The 16179-nt window shown below is 57.8% G+C and carries 16 protein-coding genes; 6 read left to right on the top strand and 10 right to left on the bottom strand.

The genetic code is table 11. From position 1 onward, the window contains the following. Nucleotides 1–26: 26 nt before the first annotated feature. Genes A3GO_RS23300 through A3GO_RS0109165 form a run of 7 tightly spaced genes read right to left on the bottom strand, consistent with a single transcriptional unit; the run spans nucleotide 27 to nucleotide 6595 of the window. Nucleotides 27–770 (bottom strand): energy transducer TonB, encoded by a 744-nt coding sequence (locus A3GO_RS23300; protein ID WP_051302055.1) that lies wholly within the window; start codon nucleotides 768–770, stop codon nucleotides 27–29. After that, on the bottom strand, nucleotides 767–1138 hold the full coding sequence (locus tag A3GO_RS0109140; RefSeq protein WP_169720393.1) for an ExbD/TolR family protein: 372 nt from the start codon (nucleotides 1136–1138) through the stop codon (nucleotides 767–769). Before A3GO_RS0109140 ends, A3GO_RS23300 begins: the two co-directional genes overlap by 4 nt. A gap of 19 nt (nucleotides 1139–1157) precedes the next feature. Further along, nucleotides 1158–1820, bottom strand: a complete 663-nt coding sequence (locus tag A3GO_RS23305; RefSeq protein ID WP_245621699.1) for a MotA/TolQ/ExbB proton channel family protein — start codon at nucleotides 1818–1820, stop codon at nucleotides 1158–1160. Then, a complete protein-coding gene (locus A3GO_RS0109150) occupies nucleotides 1817–2521 on the bottom strand; it encodes a sulfite exporter TauE/SafE family protein (RefSeq protein WP_029133140.1) in 705 nt (234 codons plus the stop codon). The genes A3GO_RS23305 and A3GO_RS0109150 overlap by 4 nt, the downstream gene beginning before the upstream one ends. Beyond that, nucleotides 2518–3570 carry a 4Fe-4S binding protein gene (locus A3GO_RS0109155; protein WP_029133141.1) on the bottom strand — a complete coding sequence of 351 codons (1053 nt, stop codon included), beginning with the start codon at nucleotides 3568–3570 and terminating at the stop codon, nucleotides 2518–2520. Before A3GO_RS0109155 ends, A3GO_RS0109150 begins: the two co-directional genes overlap by 4 nt. Beyond that, on the bottom strand, nucleotides 3567–4397 hold the full coding sequence (locus A3GO_RS0109160) for a hypothetical protein (RefSeq protein WP_029133142.1): 831 nt from the start codon (nucleotides 4395–4397) through the stop codon (nucleotides 3567–3569). The genes A3GO_RS0109155 and A3GO_RS0109160 overlap by 4 nt, the downstream gene beginning before the upstream one ends. An 11-nt stretch (nucleotides 4398–4408) precedes the next feature. Next, the gene (locus A3GO_RS0109165; protein ID WP_051302057.1) at nucleotides 4409–6595 is read right to left on the bottom strand and encodes a TonB-dependent receptor; all 2187 of its coding nucleotides are present in this window, start codon (nucleotides 6593–6595) and stop codon (nucleotides 4409–4411) included. 495 nt (nucleotides 6596–7090) lie between these two features. Here A3GO_RS0109165 and A3GO_RS23310 point away from each other — a divergent pair, with 495 nt between their 5' ends. The 6 genes from A3GO_RS23310 to A3GO_RS0109195 all read left to right on the top strand — a co-directional run bounded on the left by A3GO_RS23310 (nucleotide 7091) and on the right by A3GO_RS0109195 (nucleotide 12490). Beyond that, nucleotides 7091–7438 (top strand): metalloregulator ArsR/SmtB family transcription factor, encoded by a 348-nt coding sequence (locus tag A3GO_RS23310; protein WP_051302059.1) that lies wholly within the window; start codon nucleotides 7091–7093, stop codon nucleotides 7436–7438. 39 nt (nucleotides 7439–7477) lie between these two features. After that, nucleotides 7478–8566: an ACR3 family arsenite efflux transporter gene (arsB, locus tag A3GO_RS0109175; protein ID WP_029133144.1), complete on the top strand. Its 1089-nt coding sequence runs from the start codon at nucleotides 7478–7480 to the stop codon at nucleotides 8564–8566. A 2-nt stretch (nucleotides 8567–8568) separates the two neighbouring features. Beyond that, nucleotides 8569–9486: a sulfurtransferase gene (locus tag A3GO_RS0109180; RefSeq protein ID WP_169720394.1), complete on the top strand. Its 918-nt coding sequence runs from the start codon at nucleotides 8569–8571 to the stop codon at nucleotides 9484–9486. Between the two features lie 149 nt (nucleotides 9487–9635). Further along, nucleotides 9636–10637, top strand: coding sequence for an ArsJ-associated glyceraldehyde-3-phosphate dehydrogenase (locus A3GO_RS0109185; protein ID WP_029133146.1), 1002 nt, complete (start codon nucleotides 9636–9638; stop codon nucleotides 10635–10637). Between the two features lie 5 nt (nucleotides 10638–10642). Continuing rightward, complete coding sequence (gene arsJ, locus A3GO_RS23315) at nucleotides 10643–11908, top strand: organoarsenical effux MFS transporter ArsJ (protein ID WP_037375021.1); 1266 nt, start codon at nucleotides 10643–10645, stop codon at nucleotides 11906–11908. Nucleotides 11909–12037: 129 nt separating this feature from the next. Next, on the top strand, nucleotides 12038–12490 hold the full coding sequence (locus tag A3GO_RS0109195) for an archease (protein ID WP_029133147.1): 453 nt from the start codon (nucleotides 12038–12040) through the stop codon (nucleotides 12488–12490). Nucleotides 12491–12501: 11 nt separating this feature from the next. Here A3GO_RS0109195 and A3GO_RS0109200 read toward each other — a convergent pair whose 3' ends face one another. Genes A3GO_RS0109200 through A3GO_RS0109210 form a run of 3 tightly spaced genes read right to left on the bottom strand, consistent with a single transcriptional unit; the run spans nucleotide 12502 to nucleotide 16120 of the window. Further along, nucleotides 12502–13827, bottom strand: coding sequence for a sigma-54-dependent transcriptional regulator (locus A3GO_RS0109200; RefSeq protein ID WP_321527339.1), 1326 nt, complete (start codon nucleotides 13825–13827; stop codon nucleotides 12502–12504). After that, nucleotides 13827–15263 (bottom strand): HAMP domain-containing sensor histidine kinase, encoded by a 1437-nt coding sequence (locus A3GO_RS0109205; RefSeq protein WP_029133149.1) that lies wholly within the window; start codon nucleotides 15261–15263, stop codon nucleotides 13827–13829. The genes A3GO_RS0109200 and A3GO_RS0109205 overlap by 1 nt, the downstream gene beginning before the upstream one ends. Next, entirely contained in the window at nucleotides 15260–16120 is an 861-nt protein-coding gene (locus A3GO_RS0109210) for a substrate-binding domain-containing protein (protein WP_245621700.1), read from the bottom strand. Before A3GO_RS0109210 ends, A3GO_RS0109205 begins: the two co-directional genes overlap by 4 nt. Nucleotides 16121–16179: the final 59 nt, after the last annotated feature.

Raw genomic sequence — 16179 nt, forward strand, 5'->3', positions numbered from 1 at the left:
TTTGCGTCGTCAGCGGGATGTTTTCACTACATTGAGAGGGAATATTTCAGGTTGAAACTCAACCGGATCGGCAAACTGATGGAGTCAGGTGACGCCGGCAGGGGCAAGGCTTTTTGCATCGCGCGCTGGGTCGCCTTGTTGAGCAAATTATGCCCCCCCTTAACCTGCAGATCCTGTATGCGGCCATTTTCCGAGAGTGTGAAACTCACCTGCACCAATCCCTCAATACCCCGTCGCCTGGCCGGTATCGGATAATGTTTGTATTGTTCGATATGTCGCAACAACTGTGCAATATAGAGATCCTTTAACTCGGACAGAGTTGGCTGTTGAGTCACCACTGGCTGATCCGTCTCTGGCAGATCCGGCATTTTCTGCTCAACAACCGGCGCACGATCAACCACCTCCTCCTGCTTCGGAACCGGTTCCGGCTTGGGCTTGGGCTTGGGCTTGGGCTTGGGCTTGGGCTTGGGCTTGGGCTTGGGCTTGGGCTTGGGCTTGGGCTTGGGCTCCGGCTTGGGCTCCGGCTCGGGCTCCGGCTCGGGCTCCGGCTCGGGTTCCAGTTCGGGTTCGGGTTCGGGTTCTGGCTCTACCTGTTTCACCACGGGTTTTGGAGAAGGAAAGCTTATCCGAACGGGCGTTGGATCAGCTTGAGCAATTTTTTCAGGCGCACTGATAACCCGGCTCTGCCATATATCCACTATGACCAGGACATGGATGACAATAGAACAGAAAATGGCGAACAGCCGCCAGTTGATATCCCGCGCAGTCACGGCTTCTCGGTTTGAATATCCAGAGCTTCGGCACCTGCCAGACGGGCCGCATCAATAACCTGCACCGCTTTACCGAAATCTGCCTGTTGATCACCCTTTAAGCGGACAAAACTCTTTCCGGGTGAATGCAGCGCGCCCCGCAGCACTTCCGTCAAATCAGTCAACTCCGTAACGCTTCCATCCACCAGCAATTGTCCATCTGGCGTCAGTGTCACCGTTACATATTTGCTGTCCTCCAGCGGCTCACTGCTGCTGGCTTTTGGCAATTGGATATCAATCCGCTCCTCCTCGATGAAGTGGGCGGTCAACATAAAGAACACCAACAATAGAAAGACGATATCGATCAGCGGTGTCAGGTTGAGCACCACATTGGAGTGTCGTCTGGGTTCAGACGCCATCCGTTATCCCTTCCCAATGATGCGGCTGTTCCGACGGGGCATGATAGGCCTGCGCCTTTCCCCTGCGCTCCAGCAACAGGGCGATAGTTGTTTCCATTGATTGATTACGCCGTTCCACCGCACCCTCAAGGAAATGCAGCAAAATCAACAACGGAATGGCGACAGCCAACCCTACGCCCGTGGTAATCATCGCTTCCCAGATGCCACCGGCGAGTGCCTGGGCATCCACTTTACCCCCCGCCTGCTCGATGACCATGAACGCCTTGATCATGCCGGTAATGGTACCCAGCAGGCCGAGCAGCGGTGCGGTATTACCCAGAATACCCAGGGTACGAAGCCCATACTCCATGCGCTGTAGTTCGTCACTTCGCACACGATTACCTACGCTGCGCAGATCTTCCACTTCACCTGCATCCGCATTCGTGATCGCTTGCACAATCCGGTACTCGGGGCCTGGCTTCGCATCCGAGTTATCTAGCTTCTCCGGCTGATCGAGCAGGCATCTCAGATTTTCCTGCAACGCCCGGGGGAGTCTGCGTTGTCGCAAAAACAGCAGCGATCGTTCCAATACAATGGCCAGACCGATTGCAGAATAGCAGACCAGCAACCAGACAACGGGTCCACCCTTGGTTAGTAATTCAGCCATACTCATGGTGCTATCCATCCCATTGCTGTCCCCAGGCCCATAATGAGCAGCAGTCCGACGCTGGCGTTTTCCAAAGAGTTACCCCAGCGGCTCAAATGTTGTTTTAGCTGTTGCCCGAAATGGGCAACACCCAATGAAAAGACCAGTGTTGGTATCAATACCGCACCGATACCAAAGCCAGCCCCAAGCATCATGCCAGCGGCTGCGCTACCGGTGGTTGCCGACGCCAAAATAACGGTAGTGAGTGGCGCGCAGGGATTAAGCGCCATGCCGGCACCCATTAAAAACAACCCACTCGGTAACGCTGGTTCCGACCTGCCCGAAACAGGCGGGGAAACTTCCACCGGGTCAGCACCTCCATGCCTTGAGTTACAACTCAATTGACGTTTATGCCGCCGCCAGATCAACGAAAGCGCCACCGTAATGGTGGCCCCGCCCAGCACCCAGCGCACCCAGGGCGCGGCGATCCAGTCCTGCACAATCAGTCCAAGAAAACCGGAAAAGGCACCCAGCAAGGCATAACCCGTAAGGCGGCCGGCGGAAAAGGGCAGCAGAATTCGCCAGGCGCTGCGGATGCCGTCGCCGGTAGCTGTGAATACCGGCCCCAGGTAAGGAAGGCAGGCAATATTACAGGGGCCGGAGCCAAAACCCAGACCAAGCAAAAGCACGGCGCTGAAGCTGAGTACAACCGGCTCAAGCGGCATCATGGTTCGGTCACCCCGCGTTGTTTTGTTTTTGAAAACAGCGAACGCAAGGTGCGCTTTTCCCACACGCTCTGTGCCTTTTTACGTACCTTGAAATATTGCGGATCGGCCTTGAAGACCGGAAACATGGCATATTTCAGCTTCAGCACATCCTTGTCGGGACAAAACTCCACGCAACGACCACACAGTGTGCAATCCTCAAATGTGACATCCTTCTTGACCATCTCCGTATGGATCTCCTTGATATCCATCGGACACGCTTTGGCACAGAGTCCGCATTTTCCGCAACGTGGCGAGGCCTCCTTGACCAGCCGCAACAACCCCACTTTCCGGAACACGGCATGCAGTGCCAACATGGGACAGATGCGGCAGAACGGTTGACGGACTGTCAGTGCCAGCGCAATCATCAGACCAAACAGAAAATCCGCGATCAGGGTAAGCACGATGGTTGTTGTGCTCGCGGAATCGACCACCAGCTGGCTGGCGTCGCCATTGGCCAGGGTGGTGAGAATCCGGCTGGGACAGATCTTGCAGAACGGATCGCCCAGATCATGATTGAGATAACCCAACCCGGTCATTAACGGAAAGCCGAACACCAGCAGCGCAAGAATCGCCCACTTCACTGGCCGTGTCTTCTGTACCACGCCCGGGTCTACCGATTCTGTTCGTTGCAACCCCAGCTTCTGCCCCAGGATCTGCACCAACTCCTGGAATGTACCCAAGGGGCAAATCCAGCCACAGAACGCCTTGTTCAGAACCACAAAAAATATCAGGAATGTACCCAGGGTAATCAGCGTCGGCATCAACCCCATCAGTATATCGCCGCCCTGGTTAATTACCGGACCCAAACGGTGGTCCATCTGGTGTTGAAACGGGATCAACGCACAGAGATCCGAGCCATTCATGTCATAGGCACAACTCAATGCCGGCAGCGCACCAGTGATCTTGTCGGCCAGATAAAAACTGCCCAGGGCACTGCCGTAGACCAGCAGCAAAAAGGCCCCCAGTTGAACCAGTTTACGAATAACAGAGAGGTTTTTTATCGGGTTCATTTCGCTCCCCCTTTTTTATGGCGCGCTATACGGCGGGTTAAAAAACCACCGAACACAAACCCGATACCAGCAACCGCGACGCCCCAGGGTTTTGATTGCCAGTGCTCAGGAGACACCCGATATTCCGCAGTCAAGACACTGTTATACTGGACACCCTCAGCCTGGTACTCCGTACTGACACTGAGCTCCGCTCCGCGTTGATCCCTTTCACCCGGCACGACGTCGGAAAAATCATCCGGTATCTGGAACACCACCCGTCCCTCGCTATCCGATACCCCATTCACGGAACTGCCATTACTGGTCTGTAATACCACCGGGTGATTGGCCAGCACCTGGTCTCTATAACGCAGAATAAATGCCGCCTCGGCCCTGGAGTAATAACGATGGTGCTCCCTCGGCAGCGGATCCGGCACTACCTCGACCGGCGTCTTAACCGCCGAAGTTAATTTGCGCGGACTCTCGCCACTGGGCTTACCTCGCATATACTCATAGCGAACGATGGCATCAACCGAATCGCCCCAATCACGTTCCACCACAATGGCGTGATAATTGTCCACGCCGGTGGGCGGCAGGGTAATCATGCCCATCTTGGGCTCGAGCTCACGTTTACCGAGATCGGGTTTCCAGAGCGTGACTACCGCCCCATCCGCGTTGGACAAGGCCAGTCTCTTGGGGCCGCGATTGTGTTGCATGGCCTGGGCGGGCGGCTTTTTTTCCGCGCCCCCAGCGGCGCCTTGAGTTTGTGCCGAGGCCATGCCACTGCTCCAGCCGCTCACAACAAGGGCTGTGAACATCACCAGCGCCGGACGATAATTCAACCAGATCATGCAGACCCCCGTTAAAAGCTGTAGGTGTAGTTCAGCATTGCGGTACGGGGTGAACCCGCACTATAGGTTTTGGTGCCGCTGGTATCCTTTTTCACCTCGGTGGCGAAACGCTTGTCGAACAGGTTATCCACGTTCAACGACACCTTGTGCGCACCGGTCTCATAACCGAGCATCAGGCTGGTGAGAAAATCGTACCCGTCATACTTTTCCGTATTGGCGTTATCCATGTAATAACTGCCCCAGGTGTCGGCCTGGATACGCGCCCTGAAACCGGACGGGTGATCATAGTCGAGACTCAGGCTGTACTGGTGATTGGGCACGAAGGGGGTCTGGTTGCCTGAACGGTCGAAGGGAGTAAGAACCCCCATTATTCTCACAAGCTCATTGAAGTCCTGATAGCGGTAATCACTGTAGGCGTAGTTGGCACCCAGCCAGAAGTGCCGGCCCAGTGCCACATTACCGCTCAGCTCAAAGCCCTTCTTCAGGGTCTCTCCCGCATTCTGGAATTCACTCTGGTTACCAGGCTGAAGCACCGAGACAATCTCGTCTGTCACAGTGGTCCTGTAGAGGGAGAGATCAAGGTTCCAATCCTTTGCTCTGGCCTTTAAACCAATCTCCACATTGGTTGCGGTTGCCGCATCCAGATTGGAGTTGCTCTGAATTTCCGACTCCGATGGCACCTGGCCGGACTGCGCCACCATGCCGTAGACGCTGTAGGTCTTGTTCAGGGCATAGGTGGCACCCAGTTTGGGCGAGAAAAGATCAAAGCTTGTGTCTGTCTTGGTGGTGACCGGCGCGCCGAAGGTATCGTAACTTTTGGTGCCCCAGTCATATTCACCATAAGCGATCTCCTCAATATCGAAATTCATCCGGTCAAAACGGAACCCGGCGTCGATGGTCAGCCGGTCGGTCGGTCGTACCGTCTCCTGCAGGAACAGGCCAAACAGGGTGTTGGCGGAGTCCTCCGTGGATAACAGGGCACCCTTTCGATCAGAGAGAGTTCGGACAATCTGATTGACGAACGGACTTGGCCCGAAAGGTCCATCTGGATCAACAAAAACGGTGTCGACGTCCGCATACTGATATTTCTTGGACCCGTCTGTCTTGTCCAGCCGCGCGGTCACACCACCCACCAGGGTGCTGTCGCCCAACAGGTTATGGCTGTAGGCAAACTCCAGATCGGTGCCAAACACATTGGTGCCGGGATTGTCGTTGATCGCCCCGGTGACCGGATGATAGTGATCCCAGCTGTTGAAATAGAAGCGGGGCTTGAATACCAGGTCGCCGAACTCCTGCTCATAACGGGTATTGAAGAACCAGATGGTTGAATAGCGACCGCTGTGTTGCCACTGGCTGCTGGTGTTGTGCTGTTCGCCGGTGTTGCGGTAGGTTTCAAATTCAGCTTCGGTAAGCGACCCGGGCAACTGCAGGTCCGCCTGGGAATAGCTGAGTTCGGTTTCCAGCGTCGCACCGCTATCCAGCATCAACCCATGCTTCAGGCTCAACTGCTGGGTATCGAAGTTATTCCAGTCACGCCAGTTGTTATCGGCGGCCCGATGGGAGCCGGTCAGCAGGACACTGTTGCTGTCATTCAACTCCTGACTGTAACGAAAATGCAGATTCTCCTGTCCATCTTCACCAATTCCGAGCTTGACCCGGTTGCCATCCACGTCGAATACGGATTTGGAAATAATCTGGATCGTACCGCCCGATGAACCGCTGCCGTACAACGACCCGGGTCCTTTGGTGATTTCAATACGTTCGATATCCTGGGTATCGATAAAATCGAAGCGTGAGAAACTGTCGGGATCGGTCATGGGTACGCCATCACGAATCACCATGATTTCACGCACACCGTAGTTGGCTTTTTGACCGGCTCCCCGGATGATCAGGCGCGAATCGTAACCGCCATTTTTCGATTCAATCAGTACACCCGGAGTGCCCCTGATCGCATCCTTGATGTTCTGCATCTGCTCAGCATCAATACGCTTGGAATCGATCACGTTGATCGCCGCCGGCACCTCTTTGGTGCCACGGGCGATTCGGGACGCTGTGACACTGATGGTGTCTATCGCTTCGTCGGATACCGGATCCGCATCACCACTCTGGGAATCTGCCGCGAACAGGCTGTTACTGAATATGAGTAAGGAAGAGGCAAGGGATGATTTAAAAATACTGTTATATTTATTGAGATGCATAACTACTTCGCAACCTAATTAAAATTATCAAAAGGACTTGCGAACGAGGCCACTACCCATCCGCAAACAAAACACCCGATACTCAGGTTAAATTCCCTTTAAAAATGAGCGGTAAAATTGTATTGCCCTGGATCTGAATGTTCAGAAGTATGTTGGTAGCCAGTTGACGAACTAATTTATTAATTCTTTGATATTCATCAACTTATAAAATTGACGGCGGTCACATTCCTATCTCGCCTGAGTTAAACAACACATTTAGTACGCCAATTAACCCAAAAATATTTTCTGTAGCGCCGACCGCAAACGCCTCCCTCACCATCGATCACTCTTTTGAACATGGCCATGCAGGGCATTAATTGGGGGTACCCGACGCGCCCTGATTGACCACGGCTAAGCCGATCGACGAGAACACCCCGCTCAAAAAACAGCGCTTGCCATAGTCGGACGAATCGCTAAAATATATATCTAAATTGGTATATATAGATATTTATAGATATGGAACCCAGCACCTTCTTCAAGGCCCTCTCCGACCCCACCCGCCTGCGCTGTATTGCCCTGCTCAGCCGTCATGACGAGCTCTGCGTCTGCGAACTGACCGAGGCGCTGGATCTGCCTCAACCCAAGATCTCCCACCACCTGGCCGCGTTGCGCAGGGCCGGGCTGGTGATTGATCGCAAGGAGGGGCTGTGGATTCACTACCGCATCAGCCCCGGCCTGCCGGAGTGGGCTGCCGGGGTGATCCAGACTACCGCCGACGGAATCGCTGACCAGGAGCCCTTCGCCGGAGACAGCAACAAGCTGCATGCAACAAACCAGCGCGCCACCGAGCTTTGCACCGGCTGACGCAACCTCATCATCAACACCTGACCAGCGGGAGCCCCCATGTCCAGCCAGTGTGAAACCGTCGCCAAACAGCAGAGTGGCGCCAGGATGGGATTTTTTGAACGCTACCTGACCCTCTGGGTCTTTCTCTGCATCGTTGCCGGCATCCTGCTGGGCCATCTGCTGCCCGTCCCGTTCCAGCTGCTGGGTCGGATGGAAGTCGCCCAGGTCAATATCCCGGTGGCCGTCCTGATCTGGCTGATGATCATCCCCATGCTGCTGAAGATCGATTTCAGTGCCCTGCACCAGGTCCGGGAGCACTGGCGCGGGGTCGGTGTCACCCTGTTCGTCAACTGGGCGGTCAAGCCCTTCTCCATGGCCCTGCTGGCCTGGCTCTTCATCCGCGGCCTGTTCGCCGACTGGCTGCCGGCCGATCAGATCGACAGCTATATCGCCGGACTGATCCTGCTGGCCGCTGCCCCCTGCACCGCCATGGTCTTCGTCTGGAGTAACCTGTCGGACGGTGAACCCCACTTCACGCTGACCCAGGTGGCGCTGAACGACACCATCATGATCTTCGCCTTTGCCCCCATCGTCGGGCTGCTGCTGGGACTCTCCGCCATCACTGTGCCCTGGGACACCCTGTTTCTCTCGGTAGTGCTTTACATCCTTGTGCCGGTGGCATTGGCCCAGCTGTGGCGCAAACTGCTGCTGAACAGTGGCGGCCCGGCCGCCCTGCAACGCACCCTGGAGCGGCTTGGTCCCGTCTCCCTGCTGGCCCTGTTGATTACCCTGGTGCTGCTGTTCGGCTTCCAGGGCGAGCAGATCCTGGCGCAGCCGACCATCATCGCCCTGCTGGCGGTGCCGATCCTGATCCAGGTCTACTTCAACTCCGGCCTCTCCTATCTGCTCAATCGCCGATTCGGTGTCGCCCACTGCGTGGCGGCACCCTCGGCCCTGATCGGTGCCAGCAACTTCTTTGAACTGGCGGTGGCCACCGCCATCGTGCTGTTTGGTTTCGAGTCCGGCGCCGCGCTGGCCACCGTGGTCGGGGTGTTGATCGAGGTGCCGGTCATGCTCTCGGTCGTCAAGATCGTCAATAACACAAAAGGCTGGTATGAATCGGCCATAAAATCACCTGGAGGATAACTGTGAATCTGATCAACAAGGGACTTGCCGCCCTGCTGTTTCTTTTACCCACCCTGGGCTGGGCCGCCCCTGCCTTTCTGGTCGATTCGGAGTGGCTCGCAGAGCATATCGACGAGGAGAACCTGATCGTCCTGGAGGCGCGCTATCATCCGCACCGCCACTACACCGTCGGCCATATCCCGGGGGCAGTGCAGGTGCAACGCTTCCGGGACCTGGGGGACAACCAGGGCAGCCCCCTGATGCGCTTCCCCTCGCGGGAGGCGTTCCAGGCGACCCTGCGCCACTGGGGGGTCAACGACGACTCCACCCTGGTGCTCTATGACGACTCCAACACCGCCCTGGTGTCACGCCTCTACTACCTGCTGGAGCTGTACGGCTTCGACATGGCGCAGGTGAAGATCCTCAATGGCGGCACCGTAGAGTGGAGCGCCTTTGAGGAGATGAGCAAGGAGCCGACGCCACAACGGGCGACGGGGAGCGTGACCCTGAAAGCGGCCAACCCGGCCCTGTTCGTCGAGTGGACCGATGTTTATGACGACGTGCTGTCGCGGCGTGATCCCGGGGTAGTGCTGCTGGATGCGCGGCCCCGCGACATGTACACCGGCCAGGTGATCGCGCACGCCATCCAGGGTGGCCATATCCCCGGCGCGGTCAACGTGGTGAGCCTGGAGGGAACCAGTGGTCAGAAGTGGAAATCCGATCAGGAGCTGGCGGCGCTGTACCGGGATGTGCCAAAAGAGAAGACCATCTACGCCTACTGCCACGACGGTTTCCGCATGAGCCTGGCCTATCTGCAGCTGAAATATCTTGGTCACAAAGACGTGCGACTCTATAACGGCGGCTGGTCCCACTGGGGCAACGAGTTGACCCTGCCGGTGGTACAGGGCGAGGCGCCCTACAGCGGCGACTACGAGTTGTGATCCGCGGCGGGTATTCCGACAGGCAACGAATCCCTAGGTTGGGATGAGGAATGAACCCCAACATCGTGACGCACACACATGAAAACNCGTTGGGGTTCGCAGGCTCACCCCAACCTACAAGTTAACAAGCAGCGAGGCACTGAACAGGCATGACCATCAAGGTAGGCATCAACGGCTTCGGCCGCATGGGGCGGCTGGGCCTGCGCGCCGGCTGGCAGCGGCCGGAATTCGACTTCATCCGTATCAACGAAATCGCTACAGACGCAGCCGGGTCGGCCCACCTGTTGCAGTTCGATTCGGTACACGGCACTTGGGAGCGGGAGGCCACCACGGAAGGGGGACAGGTCCTCATCGAGGGCAAGGCGCTCGACTACAGTAGCAACCCGGGCATAGCCGACAGCGACTGGGCTGGTTGCGACATCGTGATCGAGGCCACCGGCAAGCACCACAAGAAGCCGGAAACCCTGCAACACTATTTCAACCAGGGGGTGAAAAAGGTAATCGTGGCCGCGCCCACCGAGGGGGCCCTGGACATCGTCTACGGCATCAACGACCAGCTTTACGACCCGGAAGTACACCACCTGGTCACCGCCGCCTCCTGCACCACCAACTGCCTGGCGCCGGTGGTCAAGGTGATGCACGAACAGGTCGGTATCCTGCACGGCTCGATGACCACCATCCACGACATCACCAACACCCAGACCATTATCGACAAGGGCCACAAGGACCTGCGCCGGGCGCGTGCCTGCGGCCAGTCGCTGATTCCCACCTCCACCGGCTCGGCGCGAGCCATCACCAAAATTTTCCCGGAACTGACCGGCAAGCTCAACGGCCTGGCAGTACGGGTGCCGCTGCTCAACGCCTCCCTCACCGACTTCGTGTTCGAGGCGGCGCGTCCTGTAACTGTGGAAGAGATCAACGGCTATTTCAAGGCGGCTGCCGAGGGCGAACTCAACGGTATTCTCGGCTACGAAGAGCGACCCCTGGTCTCGGTGGACTATCTTAACGACCCCCGTTCGTCGATCGTCGACGCCCTCTCCACCATGGTTATCGACAACACCCAGGTAAAAATCTACGCCTGGTACGACAACGAGTGGGGCTATGTGAACCGGCTGATGGATCTGGCGAGCAAAGTAGCATCCAGCCTGTAAGCAGTATGGAACAGGGACTTCGCAACTACTTCGTAGTAACCGCCGGCTACTGGGCTTTCACGATTACTGACGGCGCCATTCGCATGCTGGTGGTGCTCTATTTCCACCTGCTCGGCTATTCGCCGTTCGAGGTGGCGATGCTGTTCCTGTTCTACGAGTTCTTCGGCATCGTCACCAACCTGGTGGGTGGCTGGCTGGGGGCACGCATCGGCCTCAACCTGACCATGCACATCGGTATGGGACTGCAGGTGCTGGCGTTACTAGCGCTCACAGTCCCGGATACCTGGCTCTCGGTCCCCTACGTGATGGCGGCCCAGGCGCTCTCCGGCATCGCCAAGGATCTGAACAAGATGTCAGCCAAGGCCTCGGTCAAGTACCTGAGCAGCGGCGGCGAGGGAAAGCTGTTCAAATGGGTGGCGATACTCACCGGGTCCAAGAACGCGCTCAAGGGGGCGGGCTTCTTTATCGGTGCCGTGTTGCTGGAGTGGGTCGGATTTCGCGGCGCCCTGGCCCTGCTGGCCGGGATGCTGGTGATTGTCCTGATCACCACCGCCCTGCTGCTACCGTCCGGCGTCGGCAAGTTGAAATCCAAGCCGAAATTCACCCAGGTATTCTCCAAGGTCGCGGCCATCAACCGACTGGCGGCAGCACGCTTTTTCCTGTTCGGCTCGCGCGATGTCTGGTTCGTGGTCGGCCTGCCGGTGTTTCTCTACGAAGTGCTGGGCTGGTCGTTCAGCCAGGTGGGGGGCTTTCTCGCCCTCTGGGTGATCGGCTACGGCCTGGTGCAGGCCAACGCCCCGCGACTGCTCCGCCTTTTTCAATGGGGTCAGACTCGATTGAAAACAGGTGGAGACTCCGCCCCATTGAAACAAACAGGCGGCGACACGGCGCGCCTGTGGGCCTTTGTGTTGCTGCTGTTCCCGGCAGGTATCGCCCTCGGCCTGCAACAGGACTGGCCGGCGCAGTGGGTATTGATCGTGGGGCTGATTCTGTTCGGCATCGTCTTCGCCATCAACTCCGCCGTGCACTCCTACCTGATCCTCGCCTACTCGGATCACGAGCGGGTCTCCATGAACGTCGGCTTCTACTACATGGCCAACGCCGGCGGCCGCCTGGCGGGTACGGTGCTCTCCGGCTGGGCCTACCAGACCCAGGGGCTGGAGGGCTGCCTCTGGTGGTCGGCGGCCTTCGTACTGGCCACGGCGCTGCTCTCCTTTGGCCTTCCTCAAATCGAAGAGAGCCAAAGGCAGCCGGAGACGCAGAAAGGTTGACGGTAAACCAGGGCCGCGCCCGGGGGCGAGCACTGCGAACCGGCTATCATAGTGATACCATTGGTGACTTCCCCGGAAAGGACGGAGCCGCTGACATGCCGTCCCTACAGAAAATACGGAACAGACACCATGGCAAACTACAGTTTTACAGAGGACCCCAAGGGCGGCGTGGGCCTGGAGGTGATCGCCCGGGACCATAACGAGATGTTCGATGCGGCCTCAACCGCGCTCTGTCTTTTTATGTGGGATCAGGAGACGGTGGAGGAGCGGGAGGAGGTTCCGATCAGTTGGTACGGCTTCGACATACCGACCACCGTGGTCGGCCTGCTCTCGGAACTGCTGTTCCAGATGGACAACGGCTGGGTCTTCAAGCGCTTCGTGACGCAGTCACTTGAAGAGGTGGACGATCTGGATGAGCGTCATCGTAAAAAGCAATTGAAGATCAGCGGTATTGCCTATGGAGAACGGCTTCGCCCGGAACACCACAAGGCCCGCTATCCCGTGCAGGCGGTGCTTCTGCCACGGCTCAAGGTAAAGGAGATCGACGGTGGCGTACGTCTTTATTGTGTACTTGATGCGTAACAGCCACCACCTCAAGCCGGTTGCGAAATATCGTACCGCTTCATCTTCTCCCACAGGTTCTTTCGACTGATGCCGAGACTTTCCGCAGTCTCGGCTATGCGCCATTCATGGTGCTCCAGGGTCTCCCGCAGCAGGCGCTCTTCGTAGTGCTCCATCGCCTCTTTCAGAGAGAGGTGATCCGGTGACAACAACGGCTCCTCCCCGGAAGCGCCAAACTCGCGCGGGCCCAGAACCTCCTGTGGAGAGAGGATGCAGGCCCGTTCCACGGCATTCGCCAATTCACGCAGGTTGCCCGGCCATGGCTGCGCTTCCAGGTAACGCTCGGTCAAGGGCAGAATCAATCGACGCGCCTGGTGTTCATTGAAATAGTTTTCCACGACGCGATGAGCGAGCCAGAGAATATCCTCTTTACGCTCCCGCAGCGGCGGGATGTGCACGTGGGCCACGTTGATCCTGAAATAGAGGTCCTCGCGAAACTCCCCGCGATCGACCATCGCCTTCAGATCCCGGTTGGTGGCGTAGACCAGGCGCACATCCACTGGAATTTGATCCTCACTGCCGATCGGCTGCACCACCCGTTCCTGAATGGTACGCAGCAGCTTGGCCTGCATGCGCGGCGAGGTCTCGCCCACCTCATCGAGAAACAGCACCCCGCCACTGGCCTGCTCGAACATCCCGCGCCGACTCTTGGTGGCACCGGTAAAGGCTCCCTTGACGTGGCCGAACAGCTCGGCCTCCAGCAGATCCTCGGGCAGTGCGGCGCAGTTGATGGCGATAAACGGCTTGTCAGTACCCTTATTGTAACGCTGGGCGAAATAGCGGGCCGCATACTCTTTGCCGACACCGGACTCCCCGGTTATCAGCAGATCCACCCGGTGCGCCGCCAGGCGGTCCAGGGTGTTTTTGATTTGCCGCATTGCCGGGGACACCCCAAGCTCCGCATTGCCCTGATGCATGTCCTCGAACAACGAGGGTGACACCTCCCTCAGTTTCGCCAGCAGATCATCGAGATCAAATGGCTTGGTAATGTAGTCCCTGGCCCCGAGCTTGAGCAGGCGTACCGCCTGGTCGATGGTGCCATACCCGGTGATGAAGATGGTGGGAGGAGGTGGTCGTTCCGAATCCAGCAGCCGGATATAAAGGTTTTCACCGCTCATATCCGGAAGCCGGATATCGCTGATCAGGGCTGCATACTGCCGCTCCGCCAATGCGCCCAGGGCCTCTTCGGCATGGGTGAAGCAGTCGCAGCCAATATCTTCGATCTTGAAACGCTGGCACAGAGAGGCACGCATGATGGCATCATCCTCGACCAGGCACAGACGAGAGGTGTTGATCACTACGTCTCCTTTATCGGCAATTCCACAACAAACTGTGTTCTTCCGCCACGGGATTTTACCTCAATATTACCCTCCAGCTGGTGCACCAGCTGGTAGGTTACCCAGAGCCCGAGACCATTGCCCGTGGCGTTCTCGGAGAAGGGTTCGAACAGGCTCAGCTTCTGCTCCCGGGAGATGTTCGGTCCCTCGTTGACAACGCTCAGGCAGAGCCGGTTTTCACGGTTTTCCACAAGGCAGTGTACCGCCCCCCCTTCCGGGGAGGCCTGCACGGCATTCAGCGACAGGTTGATCAGTACTTGCCTGATCGGCGTCGAGGGCAACGCGACATCCCCCTCCAGGCAATTGCGCCAATCCAGCCTGATCTGCTTTCGACTAACGTCCGCCAGCAGTAGCATGCGCACATCATTGACATCTTTGGGGCTCAGACTGTGGCTGCGCGGATTGGCCTCCACCAGCAGTGCGGAAACGGTTTCCCGAATCTGTTGCAGCCCCCGTTCAATCAAATCAAAAGTTTCCCGGCCCAACGCGTCTGTCTCACTGTAGCGACGAAAGGTATTGAGCGCGTTCAACATACCTCCCAGCGGATTGTTGATCTCGTGGGCCACCCCCGCCGCCAACCGGCCAACGGCAGCCAGCCGTTCAGAAGCCAGCATACCGGATTCCAGGCGCTCTTTCTCATCCAGCTCACCGAGCATCTGTTGAAAACTGGTCCCCAGCCGGCCTATCTCGTCCTTGCCCTGGCGCAGGTCACAGGTAATCTCCTCGTTGCTGCCACGTCCCACCTTGGACATGCAGTTGGCCAGGTGGCCGAGCGGCTTGACCATTCGATTGCCCAGATACCAGCCGAACGGCAACAGCAGAACCGTTACCAGCAGGGCGGAAACCACCACCCGCTCAACGATGGCAATAAACCTTGGCCAGAACAGTGCCCGGTCATAGCCGATCACCAGTGTGCCCATGGCAACCCCGTCACTCAACATCGGCAGGATCACATAGAGGCGCTGGTCATTCGGGTATTCGTAGGGACGCGGCCGCAGGTCGCCGGTCAACCTCAAAACCTCCGCTTCAACACGCGCCAATTCCGCCCCGTGCGCACGCAACGGCGTGGTTACCGCCAGCTCCTTGGGACGATTGGAGACATAGATGCGACCATCCTTGTCCAGCACTACCAGCAAGCGGCTGGATGTCTCCCCGGACCACCCCTCAGCCGCCTGCACCAGGCGGTAGGCGCCCCAGAGATCATCGTGCAACATGGCGTTGGGCAGGCTGTTGGAGAGCACGCTGCCAATCTCCACCGCATTGTTGAACACCTCCTCGCGCAGCTCCTCGTAAGCACGCCAGGTAAGTGCAAGCGTGACTACGCTGGCGGTGATCAGAATCACCAGGGTGAACATCAGCGGCACCTTGATCCGGTAGCTGATATCCCCCATCTTCATTGGGCATCCTCCAGTATCCGCACCGACTCGGCCACGCCATCGTACAGGCTGTCCTCGCCCTCCGTGAAGCCATCCAGATTCAGACGTTGCAACAGTCGCCTGCCTTCGGTAACGGAGGCCATTTTCAACAGGGCGTTGCGCAAGGCGGAAAAATTCGCCGGGGAAATATCCCTGCGCACTACCAGCGGCGGAAACCCGAACAGCGGAGACTTGCTCACCAGGCGGGTGCCGGCTGTCAGCGCCGGTTCATGCCGGGAGAGTGTCTCCCACACATAGCCATCCACCGCGCCACCCTGGGCCACGCCATCGGCCACCGCCTTCACCACATCCCGGTGCGCCCAGGCAAAAAAAGTCTTGGAAAAGAAATGCTTCGGTTCCAGCCCCTCCCTGATCATACTGACCTGGGGGTAGAGAAAGCCGGAATTGGAGTTCGGGTCGGAGTAGGCAAACACCTTGCCCTTGAGATCCACGATACCCTGGCTCACGCTATCGGTGGTGGGAACAATCAGATAGGAGCGGTAGAGTGGCTCGCCGTTAAACAGGGGCACCGCCAGCAGTTTCAGCTGCTCCCGGTTGCGTACATAGGGAAAACCGCAAATCCAGGCCGCATCCAGGTCCCCGCCGAGCAGCAGATCCGTCACCTCCTCGTAGGTCTGGCGCTGGATGAACTGGACCGGGCGCTGCAGGGAGTTGGAGAGGTAGTCCTGCCACTCCTTGAGAAAGGATGTCTGATCGGTAAGGATCACCGCGGTCAGGCCTATTCGATAGGTCTTTTCGCTGCTGGCCAACAGATTACCCGCCATTAGCAGGCAGGCCATCAGCAGAATACAGCGAATTGTTGTTCGGCCCTTGATCATCTCAACAGCACCCGGCAACCCGTCATGTGGCCACTCGCCTTCGACATGAGCGGTCTTGT

It is taken from the genome of Sedimenticola selenatireducens DSM 17993 (assembly GCF_000428045.1).
Taxonomy (GTDB): Bacteria; Pseudomonadota; Gammaproteobacteria; order Chromatiales; family Chromatiaceae; genus Sedimenticola; species Sedimenticola selenatireducens.

Excerpts from the sequence above, each read along its gene's own strand:
- A3GO_RS23305 (WP_245621699.1), bottom strand. The coding sequence starts at position 1,820 with ATGAGTATGGCTGAATTACTAACCAAGGGTGGACCCGTTGTCTGGTTG.
- A3GO_RS0109150 (WP_029133140.1), bottom strand. The coding sequence starts at position 2,521 with ATGATGCCGCTTGAGCCGGTTGTACTCAGCTTCAGCGCCGTGCTTTTG.
- A3GO_RS0109155 (WP_029133141.1), bottom strand. The coding sequence starts at position 3,570 with ATGAACCCGATAAAAAACCTCTCTGTTATTCGTAAACTGGTTCAACTG.
- A3GO_RS0109160 (WP_029133142.1), bottom strand. The coding sequence starts at position 4,397 with ATGATCTGGTTGAATTATCGTCCGGCGCTGGTGATGTTCACAGCCCTT.
- A3GO_RS0109165 (WP_051302057.1), bottom strand. The coding sequence starts at position 6,595 with ATGCATCTCAATAAATATAACAGTATTTTTAAATCATCCCTTGCCTCT.
- A3GO_RS23310 (WP_051302059.1), top strand. The coding sequence starts at position 7,091 with ATGGAACCCAGCACCTTCTTCAAGGCCCTCTCCGACCCCACCCGCCTG.
- arsB (WP_029133144.1), top strand. The coding sequence starts at position 7,478 with ATGTCCAGCCAGTGTGAAACCGTCGCCAAACAGCAGAGTGGCGCCAGG.
- A3GO_RS0109185 (WP_029133146.1), top strand. The coding sequence starts at position 9,636 with ATGACCATCAAGGTAGGCATCAACGGCTTCGGCCGCATGGGGCGGCTG.
- arsJ (WP_037375021.1), top strand. The coding sequence starts at position 10,643 with ATGGAACAGGGACTTCGCAACTACTTCGTAGTAACCGCCGGCTACTGG.
- A3GO_RS0109195 (WP_029133147.1), top strand. The coding sequence starts at position 12,038 with ATGGCAAACTACAGTTTTACAGAGGACCCCAAGGGCGGCGTGGGCCTG.
- A3GO_RS0109205 (WP_029133149.1), bottom strand. The coding sequence starts at position 15,263 with ATGAAGATGGGGGATATCAGCTACCGGATCAAGGTGCCGCTGATGTTC.
- A3GO_RS0109210 (WP_245621700.1), bottom strand. The coding sequence starts at position 16,120 with ATGATCAAGGGCCGAACAACAATTCGCTGTATTCTGCTGATGGCCTGC.